Below are 13,403 nucleotides of genomic sequence, written 5' to 3' on the forward strand. Positions count from 1 at the left end.
GAAACATCTTAGTACCCCGAGGAAAAGAAATCAAAAAGAGATTCCCTGAGTAGCGGCGAGCGAAAGGGGAGGAGCCCAAACCATCGCAAGCGAAAGTTTGCGGTGGGGTTGTAGGACGGAAGCGCAGGGCCACTTGAGGCGCTTAGCCGAATGGTCTGGGAAGGCCAGCCGTAGAGGGTGATAGCCCCGTAGGCGAAAAGCGTAGTAGAGTGGTGCTTCTGATCCTGAGTAGCACCAGTGCCGTGGAAGCTGGTGTGAAGCAGGGGGGACCACCCTCCAAGGCTAAATACTACCGGTGACCGATAGTGGACGAGTACCGTGAGGGAAAGGTGAAAAGAACCCCGGGAGGGGAGTGAAATAGAGCCTGAAACCCTGTGCCTACAAGCAGACGGAGGGGGCGAGAGTTCCTGACGTCGTACTTATTGAAGAACGGTCCGGCGAGTTACTTACGCATGCGAGGCTAAGGCGCGAGAGAGCGCTGGAGCCGCAGGGAAACCGAGTCTGAATAGGGCGAAAGTATGCGTAAGTAGACCCGAAACCGGGTGATCTACCCTTGGCCAGGGTGAAGTGTGGGTGAGACCACATGGAGGCCCGAACCGGTCGTCGTTGAAAAGGCGTCGGATGAGCTGAGGGTAGTGGAGAAATTCCAATCGAACCCGGAGATAGCTGGTTCTCCCCGAAATAGCTTTAGGGCTAGCCTCAAGCGAGTAGCCGCTGGAGGTAGAGCACTGATTGGGCTAGGGGCGCAAAAACGTTACCGAACCCTATCAAACTCCGAATGCTGGCGGTGATAAGCTTGGGAGTCAGACCACGAGCGATAAGGTCCGTGGTCGAGAGGGGAACAGCCCAGACCGACTGCTAAGGTCCCGAAGATGTGGCTAAGTGTGAGAAGGATGTTCAGCCGCGAAGACAACCAGGAGGTTGGCTTAGAAGCAGCCATTCCTTTAAAGAGTGCGTAACAGCTCACTGGTCGAGCGGCTGGGCGCCGAAAATACTCGGGGCTGAAGCCACACACCGAAGCATCGGGTTGCAGCGGAAGCTGCAGCGGTAGGGGAGCGTTCTGCGGTAGGGCGAAGCCCAAGGCGGAAGCCAGGGTGGACGAGGCAGAAGTGAGAATGCCGGAATAAGTAGCGCGAGGCAGGTGGGAAGCCTGCCCGTCGGAAGCCCAAGGGTTTCTGGGGAAGGCGAATCCGCCCAGAGTTAGCCGGGGCCTAAGGCGAGGCCGAAAGGCGTAGCTGATGGGTATCAGGTTGATAATCCTGAGCCACCTGCCGGAGGATATCCTACGAGGCGGGACGCAGGAGGAGCAGGCAACCGGGGAGTTGGTCTACCCCGGCCAAGCGGCGAGCGGGGGTAAGTAGGCAAATCCGCTTACCCGATAACCGTGAGCCGTGATGGGGAGCCGAAATTATAGTAGGCGAAGTGCTGCGCTTCACACTGCCAAGAAAAGCGTCGCGTAGGCGAAGGCAGGTGCCCGTACTGGAAACCGACACAGGTGGGCGAGGAGAGGATCCACAGACGGACGGGTGAAGCACCGCTAAGGAACTCGGCAAACTGACCCCGTAACTTCGGGAGAAGGGGTGCCTAAGGCTTTAGAGGTCTTAGGTCGCAGGGAATAGGCCCAAGCGACTGTTTATCAAAAACACAGGTCTCTGCTAAGCCGAAAGGCGAGGTATAGGGGCTGACGCCTGCCCGGTGCTGGAAGGTTAAGGGAGGGGTGATGAGCTCCGAACCGAAGCCCCAGTGAACGGCGGCCGTAACTATAACGGTCCTAAGGTAGCGAAATTCCTTGTCGGGTAAGTTCCGACCCGCACGAATGGCGTAACGACTTGGGCGCTGTCTTGGCGGTGTGCCCGGCGAAATTGTGGTACCAGTGAAGACGCTGGTTACCCGCGGTTGGACAGAAAGACCCCGTGGAGCTTTACTGCAGCCTGGCACTGTGTTTTGGTGTGCCCTGTACAGGATAGGTGGGAGGCGGAGAAGTGGGGGCGCCAGCCTCCATGGAGCCGGCGGTGGGATACCACTCTGGGTGCACTGGAGCACTAACCAGACACTCTGAACCGAGTGATGGGACACTGTCAGGTGGGCAGTTTGACTGGGGCGGTCGCCTCCTAAAAGGTAACGGAGGCGCCCAAAGGTCACCTCAGCACGGATGGAAATCGTGCGGTATGAGTGCAAAGGCGGTAAGGTGGCTTGACTGTGAGAGAGACATCTCGAGCAGGGACGAAAGTCGGGCTTAGTGATCCGGCGGTTTTCAAGTGGGAGAGCCGTCGCTCAACGGATAAAAGTTACCCCGGGGATAACAGGCTGATCTCCCCCGAGAGTCCACATCGACGGGGAGGTTTGGCACCTCGATGTCGGCTCATCGCATCCTGGGGCTGAAGTAGGTCCCAAGGGTTGGGCTGTTCGCCCATTAAAGCGGTACGTGAGCTGGGTTCAGAACGTCGTGAGACAGTTCGGTCCTTATCCGCCGCGGGCGCAGGGTATTTGAGGGGAGCTGACCCTAGTACGAGAGGACCGGGTTGGACGGACCGCTGGTTTACCAGTTGTACCGCCAGGTGCACGGCTGGGAAGCCAAGTCCGGATGGGATAAACGCTGAAAGCATCTAAGCGTGAAGCCCACCCCAAGATGAGATACCCCACACCGATGAGGTGGTAAGGGTCCTGGTAGACTACCAGGTGGATAGGCCGCATGTGTAAGCGCTGTAAGGCGTTGAGCAAGGCGGTACTAATGGCCCGAGGAGCTTGACCGCAAGATAAGCTTTCCTCCTATTCACTTGCGAGGCTGCTTAAAAATGTGCTGGAAAAGATGAATACAGGTAACAAATCCGGTGGCGAAAGAGCGAGGGTAACACCCGTTCCCATTCCGAACACGGAAGTTAAGCCTCGCAACGCCGATGATACTGTGCTGGAGACGGCACGGGAAAGTAGGTGGCTGCCGGATTTTTTATTTTTGTGTATATGTTAAATGTTTAACAATATCTGCAATAAAAAAGAGAGTTGAGATAGGAGCATCCAAAAAATTACTAGAAATGGAATCTCAATTTATTTCTAAATTATTAAATCGAAAAACGGTTGTCACTAAAAATAGAACAGTCAGCAGAATGGTAATAACCAGCGTTGTTTTTGCATCTTGTAAGCCAAAATTATTTGTAAGCAAAATCAAATTATATGGGCTGAACTTCTTAAGTTTTTCAAACTGAGAGAGTAGAGCAGTAGAATATGCAACTGTACATGCCAAAATTCCAGCTGAGATATTTTTCTTTGTAAAGCTGCTAAGAAGTAATGTGAGCGAAATTACAAACAGGTAGTAAATACACAAAAGAAAGTAAACAGGAACTATGTCAGAGACAGCAATTTTTTGTCCTTCAAAAAGAAGATTGGCGTAATATTGGTCTAAAAACAACCCTACAATCAAGAACAAGCAAACTGCAGCAGAAAAATGTAGAAACTTTGCCATAACAATTTGAGATTTACTTGCACCTTTTGTAAGAGGAAAAACTATTTTTTGAGAATATACTTCCTCATTTATACTGCCTGCAGCAGTGAATATTATAAATAGCGTACCAATCTGGAAAAGATCTTTGATATAATTTGCCAATGCGTCTTTGGGTTTAAACTCAAATAGCTGGTGTATTAAATTGGCAGGAATCTTGTTGCTAACAAAAGATGGAAGGAGCTTTAACATTACTGGATCTAATATAGAGAACAATATTATACCGGTTGCAAGAGCAATGTATTTGTACTGTCTTATCCCTTCAAGGAATTCTTTTTTAAGATATGCTTTAAATGTCATCATTTTTATCTACCACCCTTATGAAGATATCTTCCAGCGAGGGCTTTTTTAAATAAAAGGATAAAATGGGTTTATCTATCTGTGCCAGTACTTTTATTAACTCTCTTTTTGCTATTTCAACATTGTTAACATAAATTGAGACTTTCCCATAGTTGTCAATATCGATTTTTCGAATATAAGGAAACTGAGACAATTTTTCTTCCAGCTTATCAGGGATACTTTCAAACTCAACACAAAAAACAGGACGTATGTATCGCTTTTGAAGGTTTTCTAAACTGTCACTGACAATTACTTTGCCTTCATGTAATATAGAGACATGGTCGCATATTCTCTCTACATCGCTCAATATATGTGTTGAGAAGAAAACAGTGATTCCTTCTTCTTTCAAAGATTTTATATGTTCTAACACTTCAGCTCTTCCTTCTGGGTCTAAAGAAGCGGTTGGTTCATCAAGAAGCAATAGTTTAGGCCTATTAAATATTGCGACAGCTATTCCAAGTCTTTGAAGCATTCCGCCCGAAAAAGTTGAGATTTTTCTTTTAGAAACGTTTGAAAGTTTTACAATCTCAAGAACTTCTTCAGTCCTCTTTTTAATAGTTCTACTTTCAAAATTACAAATTTGTCCTATTAAGCTTAAATACTCAACTGGTGTCAGATAACCATAGAATGTAGGATTTTGTGGGAGATATCCAATTTGCCTCACTATTTCACTTTTGCTTGTTTTAAAATTAAGGTTTTCAAATAAGATTGTTCCTTTATCAAAACTAATTAGTCCAGAAAGAATTTTCATTGTGGTTGTCTTACCTGCTCCATTTGGTCCAAGAAAGCCATGAACAGTAGCAGGTTTTACTTCAAATGATATGCCTTTTAAAGCTTTTACATTTCCAAAGCTTTTATGAAGATTTATCACTTTCAGCAAACTAATCACGCTCTCTTCCAATTAAAAGATAAAGTATGGGACCTATAAAATTAAAAATAATTATAATTAGCGCCCATACCCATTTTGGAAGATATTTAACTTTGTCATTCTTCAACTTGACAAGACAGAAAATCATAAGAGCAAACTGCAGAACAATTACAGGTGCAAGTAATTTTAGCATTTCTTCCATATCCATATTTCCGAGCATTCCAAAACACTCCTTTTCAGTAAGTTTATCTATTTTTATCTTTTAAAATTACCCTTGTTATAAGAAGGTAAATTATAAGACTGCTGGGGAAGTTCAGAAGTCCAAATAGCCCCCAGAGGAAGTAGTATTTTTCGCCACTGTTTTTAGCATCGAAGAATATATATACAGCCTGAGCCATCAACAGGGTAAATAAAATTATTAAAAGACCCAGTGGTATTTTCTCATCAGAAAACTGCTGTACCAAAAAAAATAAAAAACTCACACAAATAATAGAAGTTACGAGAAAGAGTATAAATTTTTTGTTAGCCTTCATTTTATCACACCTTTCCTTTGGAGAATATCAATGATACAGGAATTAAAAGCCAAGGAATAAAGGTTCCGATAAGAACCTGAAGCTTTATAAAAAATTCAAAACCGTTGATATTAATTAGCAATATATAAATAAAAAATACAAAAAAGCTCAAAAGGAAGAACAATATAAAATTAACTTTTTCTTGCTTTTTAGTTTTTGCCTCTATTGCATTTTCAATGATTTTCTGGATATCTATCTCTACTAAAGGAAGTTTATTCATAGGCTCAAGTTTGTTCTTTAAAAGTTTTAGCTTTTTTTCAAGCAAAGCATTATCACAATCTGATTTTTCTAAAGCCTCATTTTTTCTCTCTCCGTAATATTTATCAATAATTAAATCTTGAATTTTCTCATTCTTCTTTGCTTTCACTCTCCAGCACTCCTTTCTTTTCAAGCTCTTTTATCAGAAACTTTATGGCAAAATGAAGCCTTGACCTTACTGTCCCGACAGGACAGTTTAAAATTTTGGCAATTTCTTTGTATTTATATCCATAAAAATGTTTTAGAATAAAAACAGCCCTGAATTTATAATCAAGTGACAAAACAGCGCTACAGATGTCCTTGTATTCACTATTTGATATGGCAACATGTTCTACGTCCTGCACATAATCTTTGTATGAGTCATCCAAGTAGGCATATCTTTTATTTTTTTTCAAAAAATCCTTGTACACGTTTATAGAGATTTTTATAAGCCATGTTGAAAACTTTGCATCTGGTGAGAACTTATCTATGTTCATTATAGCTTTTAAAAGGGTTTCTTGAACAACATCCTGGGCAAAATGATAATCTTGAGTCATCTTCATCACAAAACCTGAGAGGATATTTAAGTTATTTTCAATGAGCGTGTACAGGGCTTCTTTGTTTCCTTTCTTTGCCTCTTCTATTAAACTTTTTTCATCCACTCTCTATCACTCCTGTTGTAAATTAAACGCTATTGATAGTAAAAAGGTTCAAAGTAATTTTAGTTACAAAAATATTAAAAAATCTTGTAAATTTGCTTATCAGTATTGATACCCCTTTTTTGATGCAGTATGATTATAATTAGAAGGATAGACATTATGTAAAGGATGAGTAAGAATGCTTAAAAGAATAATAACAAAAGCTCTGATATTACTTATAATTTCATTAGTAATAGCCTTTATTATCGAAAGCTTGTTTATGGCAGCAAGCGCTAAAAATTTAAACAAATTGCCGGCTTCAGTTCAAAAAGCTTCAAAATCTGCAAAGCAAAATATCCAGAGAGAATTGGTTTTCCAGCAGCAGATAGATTTGAACTCAGATGCGCAGGTAGATACAGTAAGCATTTGGCTTGATAAGAACCAGAAAAAATATGTGCTGAGTGTAAACAATGCGCTTTATCAACCAAAAGAAAACATTTTGCAGGTAATTGGAACTGATGTTGTAGATATAGACAGCGGTGATGAATACAAGGAAGTTTTGTTTCATTACAAATCAAATAAAGGCGAAAAGTATGTTATATTAGAATACAATGGGAAAACTTTAAGAGAGCTTCTGAATACTGATTCAAAACCAATCATCGATGGGAATAAAGAGGTTATTGTTGAAAGGAATATGGATTTCTGGGTAAAAAAAGAAAGATACGTTTTGGAGCAAACTGCATCTGGCGTGCGAACTTTAAAGTTTTCTCCGCAAGAGCTTTACTATGTTGGGGTGTTTGCATATGTTAAAAAACCTTTCGTGCTATATTCGTACAGGGAACAGAAAACTAAGCTCACAACCACAAAAAAGGGTGAAAAAATAGAGATAGTACAATGCGATCCTTCTAACTGGTTTAAGGACCAATCTAAGAAAAATAACAAGATGTACGATTGGTACATGATCAAGACCGAAAAAGGTCTGCTTGGGTGGGCAATGTTGAAAGATTTTATAAACTGCATTGACATTGAGAAAGCTCAGGGGCAGTAAAATAAAAGTTAATAACCAAAGAGGCCATTCACAAGAATGGTCTTTTATTTTTTCAATGGCAAAAATTTATGATATAATAGATACAAACTTTCACAGCAAAACTTAAATGAAAGAGGAAAGATACAAAAAATGAAAAACATTGTGCTCACAGGTTTTATGGGAAGTGGAAAGACAACCATAGGAAAATTAATTGCCGAAAAACTCGATATAGAGCTTATTGACACAGACTCAGAGGTAATAAAAGAGTTAGGTATGACAATTGATAAGATATTTGAAGTGTATGGTGAGAAAAAATTCAGAGAGGTCGAAACAATGGTAATTGAAAGAGTTTCAAAGCTTGAAAATGTTGTCATCTCAACAGGTGGAGGGGTTGTTTTAAATCCTGAAAACGTAAAGCTTTTGAGAGAAAACGGAGTAATATATTTTTTGTATGCTTCTGCCGAAAGCATTCTCAAAAGGCTAAAAGACGATGATACAAGACCTCTTTTAAAAAATGGTGATAAGCTCAGCAACATCATCAGGCTTTTGAACATGAGAATGCCATTTTATAAGAACTGCGATTTTGAAATAAATACAGACATACTTACTCCAGAGCTTGCAGCAGAAAAGATAATCTCAATTCATTTAGCAAAGGAGAGTAAAAGATGATAAGATTTGGTCCTGCAGGAAACTCCCAGAGTTTTTACGATGCTGGTTATAAATCAAGCGTTGATGCGCCAAAGTGGTTAAATAGCATAGGGCTTTCTGCTTATGAGTACCAGTGTAACAAAGGTGTGAATATTTCAAAAGAAAAGGCAAGACAAATCGGTCAGGAAGCACAGAAATATGATATACTTATCTCCATTCATGCACCTTACTATATAAACTTTGGAAGCCAGGAAGAAGAAAAGCTGCAAAAGTCAAAAGAGTACATCTACGAATGCGTAGAAGTTGCAAAGGAGATGAAAGCTCAAAGGATTGTATTCCATCCTGGTTCGTGCACAAAGGTAGAAAGGAGTTTGGCTTTTGAAACAGCCAAAAAGGCAATATTGGAAGTTGTAAATGTGGTAAAAGAGATGCAGGCAGATGGAATTTTTTTGTGCCCAGAGACAATGGGTAAAAAAAACAATCTTGGCAGTAGCGATGAGATAATAGAGATTTGCAAAATGGACGAGATGCTGCTTCCAACCATTGATTTTGGACACATAAATGCTTTCGAAGGAGGGAGCTTAAAAACAGAAGAGGACTTTGAAAATTTACTCAAAAAATTTATTGACCAGCTTGGGTATGAGAGGATGAAATGCTTTCACAGCCATTTTAGCAGGATAGAGTACACATCACAGGGTGAAAAAAAACATTGGAACTATGAAGACAAACAGTTTGAGCCTGACTTTGAACCATTGGCAGAGGCTCTTTACAAGTTAAAGCTTGAACCTGTGATAATCTGTGAGTCAAAAGACTACATGGCAGAGGATGCTCTTGTTCTGAAAAAGATCTATCAAGAAACTTTAGAAAAAAGGATGTGAGTATTTGTAATGAAAAAGGTCTTGGTCATAAACGGCCCAAATCTTAATCTTCTTGGAATAAGAGAAAAAAATATATATGGCAGCGTATCGTACGAAGATGTCCTCAAATCTATTTCACAAAAAGCACAGGAACTTGGATTTGAAGTTGAGTTTTTCCAATCAAACCATGAAGGCAGTATAATAGACAAAATTCACAGTGCATATAATGAGAAGGTTGATGCTATTATAATAAACCCAGGTGCTTTTACTCATTATAGCTATGCAATCCATGACGCGATAAAAGCTGTAAACATTCCAACGATTGAAGTGCACATTTCCAACATTCATGCAAGAGAGGAGTTCAGACACAAAAGTGTGATTGCTCCTGCTTGCACAGGGCAAATCTCTGGTTTTGGCATCAAAAGCTATATAATAGCACTTTATGCTTTGAAAGAAATTTTAGACTAATCAGCGCTGTACTTGTCATTCTAAAATGTAGAAAGGAGCAAAACTTTGGCAATGATTAGCACAAGAATCGAGAAAGTGTTCAAAAGAAATGAGAGTATTAAAGCAGTTTTTGTGTCCAAAAAAGAAAATGTCAGATACCTTAGCAATTTCAAAGGCGATGAAAGCTTCCTGCTTATTACAAGAGAAGGAGCAAAGTATCTTTTGACAGACTTTAGGTATACCGAGCAGGCAAAAAAAGAAGCAACTGAATTTGAAGTTATCGACTACAAAGGAAAACTTTATGATACTATAAAAGACTTGATGGTATCACATAATATTTCAGAGATTTTTATTGAAGGTTATCACCTGCCATTTTCGGTTGTCAATGAGATGAAAGAAAAGCTTGAAAACAGGGTATATGCACTTTCATTTTCTTTGGATGAACTAAGGTGTGTGAAAGACGATGAAGAGATAGAGAAAATAAAAAAAGCTGTTGAGATTGCTGACAGAGCATTTGCACACATTTTAAAACTCATAAAACCGGGTATTTCAGAAAACGACGTGGTTGCAGAGCTGAGCTACTTTATATTAAAAAACGGTGCAAAAGGTTTTTCGTTTGAACCTATAATTGCCTCCGGCAAAAGAAGCTCTTTGCCACACGGTGTTGCAACAGACAAAAAGATTGAAGCTGGCGATACTGTTACAATTGACTTTGGATGCAACTTTGACGGCTACATGTCTGATATAACAAGGACGGTATTTGTAGGGAAAGTAGAAAATCAGATGGTAAAGATATACCATATAGTAAAGGAAGCTCAGCAAAAGGCAGAAGAGTTTATAAAAGAGGGCTTAAAGGCAAACGAAGTTGACAAGATTGCCCGCGACTATATAGGCTCTTTTGGCTATATGGAAAAGTTTGGACACTCTTTAGGACATGGTGTTGGCCTTGAAATTCACGAACTTCCAAGACTTTCACCAAAATCTGAGACGGTTTTAGAAGAAAATATGGTTGTCACAATAGAGCCTGGCATTTATATTGAAGATTTTGGTGGTGTGAGGATAGAAGATATAGTAGTTATAAAAAGAAGTGGATGTGAGATTTTAACAAAGTCATCAAAAGATTTGATGGTAATTTAAAAATTTGGTATTGTCAGATAGTAAGATTTCTGATATACTTAAAGTACAGAATAGTCTTAGGTTTTAGAGAGAGTTTTAGAGAGATTAGAAAGAGCATATTTTTAAGTTTTTTAAGCTTTTAAAAAAGCTGAGAAGAGATGAGAAGAGAACAGAATTAGATGAGAGGAGATGAGCTGTAAAATGGAAAAGGTGGCAAACGTGCGCCCCGAGAGCTCATCGGGGCTTTTTTGTTATCATGATATTGGAATCAATATACCTTTCTTTGAAGAATATTCAAACGATTCAATTGACATATCAAATATAGATTTTGATTCAATCGAGGGGGATTTCTTTTTCTTTGAAAATTCCCAAATGGTGGCTTTTTGCTTTGATAGGCTTTTGTGCGTCACAGTCTATCGTAACAGGATCGAGGTTGATTCTGAAGGTACTAAAAAAGTTTTCTATGGCGATATTTGTACAATGCTTGATAGCATATTGGAAGGTCTAATTCAAAAGAATGCTTATATCACCTGTCAGTTTAGCTACCATGCGGTAAATCTGTTAGAAGACATATATTCTACTGACAGTCCTTATATAGTTCTAAATGTTTACAGAAAAAATGTGCTTATTGATAAACTTACAGGAAAGAAAACTCTTTTGGTGAGCAAAGAATTGGAAAAAGCTGCTGCAATAAATTTAAAGAAGTATCAAAGAACTTTGTTTGATGTAAAGAGCAATGTGGTTTTTTCAACTCCAAAAGAGTACTTTATCAGCACAGTCAAGCAGGCAAAAGAGGATATCAGAAATGGTGAGATTTTTCAGATTGTTCTGTCTCAGATAATATTGGTCAAGAGCAATATCCTAACCAGCCATCTTTTTTACACAATGAAAGAGAAAAATCCTTCAGAGTACAGCATTGTGATAAACAATGAAGAAAGCCAAGTGATTTGTTTTTCGCCAGAGACTCTTATAAAGAAGAAAGGAAACACAGTAAAAACATTTCCAATTGCAGGAACATACAGGATAAATGAAGGCGATGATATTGCCCAGAAAAAGATTGAGATACTAAAAGACAAGAAAGAAATAAGTGAACATGTCATGCTTGTTGACCTTGCGCGAAATGACCTTGGAAGGATTTCAAAACCCGGAACTGTAAAAGTAGAAGAGTACTTGAGAATAAAAAGACTTTATAATCTCATTCATATATATTCAATTGTTACAGGTGAACTTGAAGAAAAAAGCCTCACAAAAACCATACTTTCTGTTTTCCCGGCCGGGACGCTGACCGGCGCACCAAAGATAAGAGCTATGCAGCTGATTGAGAAGTACGAAAGGCAGAGAAGAGACCTTTACGGAGGAGCAATCGGGTATATCTTCAAAGACCAGTTTGACCTTGCTATAGCTATAAGAATGGCTGTAAAGGACAAAAAGGAAAGCATTATCAAGCTTCAAAGCGGTGCGGGAATTGTGAATTTGTCAGTGCCCGAGAATGAATATCAAGAGTGTTTGACCAAACTCAGAGCGTTTTTGAGAATAATGGAGGTGGATGAAAATGATATTGTTAATAGATAACTATGACTCTTTTACGTTCAATCTTTACCAAATGATTGCAAGCAAAACACAGGTTGCTGTGTTCAGAAACGACAAGGTTACAGTTGATACAATAAAAAAGTTAAATCCGGCTGGCATAATAATTTCTCCAGGTCCCGGTAGCCCCAAAGATGCAGGTGTGAGCAAAGAGGTTGTAATTACATTTGCTGGTAGTATTCCGATCTTGGGTGTGTGTCTTGGTCATCAGGTGATTGGAGAGTGTTTCGGAGCACGAATTACTCATGCCAAAACAATTTACCATGGAATGAGATCGAGGATTGACCTACTTGAAAGCGGAAAGAAAAGCAGACTTTTTAAAGGTGTACCAGAGAGGTTTTTTGCAGGAAGGTACCATTCACTTGTGGTTGAGAAATCTTCGTCTTTGAAACAGCTTGATATAGCTGCTGTGAGCGAAGATGATGAGGTCATGTCCCTGGTAAATGATGGCTTGAGAGTCTATGGGATTCAGTTTCATCCTGAGTCAATCCTGACTCCTGATGGTGAGACAATTATTCAAAACTTTTTAGAAATATGCTATGATGGGGTGGGAAAAGATGCTCATCGATGTGCTTGAGGCTGTCACAAACAAAAAGGATTTGGAATATGATCAGGTAAAAAATCTTCTCGACAGTATCTTGGAAGGAGAACTTGATGAGATAAAGTTTGGTGCATTTTTGGCAGCGCTAAAAACAAAGGGTGAAACAGAAAAAGAGATTTCAGCATTTGTTGATGCCTTTTATGACAGGGCAAGAAAAATTAACTTTGACCACCAAAGAACAATTGATACATGTGGAACAGGTGGCGATGGAAAAGGCACTTTTAACATCTCAACAGCTGCTGCTATTGTTCTTAGCTGTTTTGACGTAAAAGTAGCAAAACATGGTAACAGAAGTATTACAAGCAATTCAGGATCAGCCGACATCTTAGAAAAACTTGGTATAGATATCCAGCCTGAGGAAGATAAAGTTTTGAAAGGGCTTGAGAAACTGAACTTTGCATTTTTGTTTGCACCGCTGTATCATCCTGCCATGAAAAAGGTTGCAAATTTAAGAAGAGCGCTTGGTATCAGAACAGTTTTTAACATATTAGGTCCGCTTTTGAACCCTGTACCACTGAAATATCAAGTGGTTGGGACATTCAGCTTTGATGCGCAGGAGAAAGTGGCTTCTGTGCTAAGAGGCAAGAGAAAGAAAGCCGCTGTCATACACAGCCTTGACGGGCTTGACGAGATCTCAGTTTCTCAAAAGACAAGGGTGCTTGAGATACAAGACAACAATATCAAAGAATATTATATTGACCCAAAAGACTATGGAATTGAATTTGATACAAGCTCAATCAGAGGCTTTTCGCCTGAAGAAAACGCAAGGATTTTAATAAGTGTGCTTGAGGGAGAAAAGTCGCCTTATTTTTGGGCTGTTGTTTTAAATTGTGGATTTGCACTTTACATTTGCGAGGTTGCAAAAGATGTTGAAGAAGGAATTAAGCTTTCCTCAAAAGCAATCGAGAGCAGAGAAGCTTATTTAAAACTCCAAGAGCTTAAGCAGTTTTATAAATCGGGAGTGTAACTG

General features: G+C 40.0%; 14 protein-coding genes and 2 rRNA genes (1 of these 16 cut by a window edge). 10 read left to right on the forward strand and 6 right to left on the reverse strand.

Annotated elements, in window-relative coordinates; all coding sequences use genetic code 11:
- A 23S ribosomal RNA gene (locus COB47_RS04390) occupies positions 1–2,753 on the forward strand; it begins 195 nt to the left of the window's first position.
- Positions 2,754–2,827: 74 nt separating this feature from the next.
- Positions 2,828–2,944: ribosomal RNA gene (gene rrf / locus COB47_RS04395) — 5S ribosomal RNA — on the forward strand.
- A gap of 96 nt (positions 2,945–3,040) precedes the next feature.
- Here rrf and COB47_RS04400 read toward each other — a convergent pair.
- The 6 genes from COB47_RS04400 to sigY are packed head-to-tail and all read right to left on the reverse strand — an operon-like array spanning position 3,041 to position 6,174.
- A complete protein-coding gene (locus COB47_RS04400; RefSeq protein ID WP_013290187.1) occupies positions 3,041–3,799 on the reverse strand; it encodes an ABC transporter permease in 759 nt (252 codons plus the stop codon).
- Positions 3,786–4,724, reverse strand: a complete 939-nt coding sequence (locus tag COB47_RS04405) for an ABC transporter ATP-binding protein (RefSeq protein ID WP_013290188.1) — start codon at positions 4,722–4,724, stop codon at positions 3,786–3,788. Before COB47_RS04405 ends, COB47_RS04400 begins: the two co-directional genes overlap by 14 nt.
- Positions 4,717–4,923 carry a PLD nuclease N-terminal domain-containing protein gene (locus COB47_RS04410; RefSeq protein WP_013290189.1) on the reverse strand — a complete coding sequence of 69 codons (207 nt, stop codon included), beginning with the start codon at positions 4,921–4,923 and terminating at the stop codon, positions 4,717–4,719. Before COB47_RS04410 ends, COB47_RS04405 begins: the two co-directional genes overlap by 8 nt.
- Before the next feature lie 25 nt (positions 4,924–4,948).
- Positions 4,949–5,236, reverse strand: coding sequence for a hypothetical protein (locus tag COB47_RS04415; protein WP_013290190.1), 288 nt, complete (start codon positions 5,234–5,236; stop codon positions 4,949–4,951).
- Between the two features lie 4 nt (positions 5,237–5,240).
- Positions 5,241–5,642 (reverse strand): hypothetical protein, encoded by a 402-nt coding sequence (locus COB47_RS04420; RefSeq protein WP_013290191.1) that lies wholly within the window; start codon positions 5,640–5,642, stop codon positions 5,241–5,243.
- Positions 5,623–6,174 carry an RNA polymerase sigma factor SigY gene (gene sigY, locus COB47_RS04425; protein WP_013290192.1) on the reverse strand — a complete coding sequence of 184 codons (552 nt, stop codon included), beginning with the start codon at positions 6,172–6,174 and terminating at the stop codon, positions 5,623–5,625. Before sigY ends, COB47_RS04420 begins: the two co-directional genes overlap by 20 nt.
- Before the next feature lie 175 nt (positions 6,175–6,349).
- Between sigY and COB47_RS04430 the strand changes: the two genes are divergently transcribed.
- The 8 genes from COB47_RS04430 (at position 6,350) to trpD (ending at position 13,400) form a co-directional block, all read left to right on the forward strand.
- On the forward strand, positions 6,350–7,198 hold the full coding sequence (locus COB47_RS04430) for a hypothetical protein (protein WP_013290193.1): 849 nt from the start codon (positions 6,350–6,352) through the stop codon (positions 7,196–7,198).
- A 129-nt stretch (positions 7,199–7,327) separates the two neighbouring features.
- Positions 7,328–7,846: a shikimate kinase gene (locus COB47_RS04435; RefSeq protein WP_013290194.1), complete on the forward strand. Its 519-nt coding sequence runs from the start codon at positions 7,328–7,330 to the stop codon at positions 7,844–7,846.
- Positions 7,843–8,703 carry a TIM barrel protein gene (locus COB47_RS04440; protein WP_013290195.1) on the forward strand — a complete coding sequence of 287 codons (861 nt, stop codon included), beginning with the start codon at positions 7,843–7,845 and terminating at the stop codon, positions 8,701–8,703. Before COB47_RS04435 ends, COB47_RS04440 begins: the two co-directional genes overlap by 4 nt.
- A gap of 9 nt (positions 8,704–8,712) precedes the next feature.
- Positions 8,713–9,150: a type II 3-dehydroquinate dehydratase gene (gene aroQ, locus COB47_RS04445; RefSeq protein WP_013290196.1), complete on the forward strand. Its 438-nt coding sequence runs from the start codon at positions 8,713–8,715 to the stop codon at positions 9,148–9,150.
- Between the two features lie 51 nt (positions 9,151–9,201).
- Positions 9,202–10,266, forward strand: a complete 1,065-nt coding sequence (locus tag COB47_RS04450; protein WP_013290197.1) for an aminopeptidase P family protein — start codon at positions 9,202–9,204, stop codon at positions 10,264–10,266.
- A gap of 180 nt (positions 10,267–10,446) precedes the next feature.
- Positions 10,447–11,817 carry an anthranilate synthase component I family protein gene (locus COB47_RS04455; RefSeq protein ID WP_013290198.1) on the forward strand — a complete coding sequence of 457 codons (1,371 nt, stop codon included), beginning with the start codon at positions 10,447–10,449 and terminating at the stop codon, positions 11,815–11,817.
- Positions 11,798–12,409: an anthranilate synthase component II gene (locus COB47_RS04460; RefSeq protein WP_013290199.1), complete on the forward strand. Its 612-nt coding sequence runs from the start codon at positions 11,798–11,800 to the stop codon at positions 12,407–12,409. Before COB47_RS04455 ends, COB47_RS04460 begins: the two co-directional genes overlap by 20 nt.
- Positions 12,390–13,400 carry an anthranilate phosphoribosyltransferase gene (gene trpD / locus COB47_RS04465; protein WP_013290200.1) on the forward strand — a complete coding sequence of 337 codons (1,011 nt, stop codon included), beginning with the start codon at positions 12,390–12,392 and terminating at the stop codon, positions 13,398–13,400. The genes COB47_RS04460 and trpD overlap by 20 nt, the downstream gene beginning before the upstream one ends.
- Positions 13,401–13,403: the final 3 nt, after the last annotated feature.

The organism is Caldicellulosiruptor obsidiansis OB47, from assembly GCF_000145215.1.
GTDB classification, from domain to species: Bacteria; Bacillota; Thermoanaerobacteria; order Caldicellulosiruptorales; family Caldicellulosiruptoraceae; genus Caldicellulosiruptor; species Caldicellulosiruptor obsidiansis.

Bases quoted from the DNA above. Each gene is read 5' to 3' on its own strand.
- COB47_RS04410 (WP_013290189.1), bottom strand. From the start codon at position 4,923: ATGCTCGGAAATATGGATATGGAAGAAATGCTAAAATTACTTGCACCT.
- COB47_RS04400 (WP_013290187.1), bottom strand. From the start codon at position 3,799: ATGATGACATTTAAAGCATATCTTAAAAAAGAATTCCTTGAAGGGATA.
- trpD (WP_013290200.1), top strand. From the start codon at position 12,390: ATGCTCATCGATGTGCTTGAGGCTGTCACAAACAAAAAGGATTTGGAA.
- COB47_RS04415 (WP_013290190.1), bottom strand. From the start codon at position 5,236: ATGAAGGCTAACAAAAAATTTATACTCTTTCTCGTAACTTCTATTATT.
- COB47_RS04430 (WP_013290193.1), top strand. From the start codon at position 6,350: ATGCTTAAAAGAATAATAACAAAAGCTCTGATATTACTTATAATTTCA.
- COB47_RS04455 (WP_013290198.1), top strand. From the start codon at position 10,447: ATGGAAAAGGTGGCAAACGTGCGCCCCGAGAGCTCATCGGGGCTTTTT.
- COB47_RS04450 (WP_013290197.1), top strand. From the start codon at position 9,202: ATGATTAGCACAAGAATCGAGAAAGTGTTCAAAAGAAATGAGAGTATT.
- COB47_RS04435 (WP_013290194.1), top strand. From the start codon at position 7,328: ATGAAAAACATTGTGCTCACAGGTTTTATGGGAAGTGGAAAGACAACC.
- COB47_RS04460 (WP_013290199.1), top strand. From the start codon at position 11,798: ATGATATTGTTAATAGATAACTATGACTCTTTTACGTTCAATCTTTAC.
- aroQ (WP_013290196.1), top strand. From the start codon at position 8,713: ATGAAAAAGGTCTTGGTCATAAACGGCCCAAATCTTAATCTTCTTGGA.
- COB47_RS04440 (WP_013290195.1), top strand. From the start codon at position 7,843: ATGATAAGATTTGGTCCTGCAGGAAACTCCCAGAGTTTTTACGATGCT.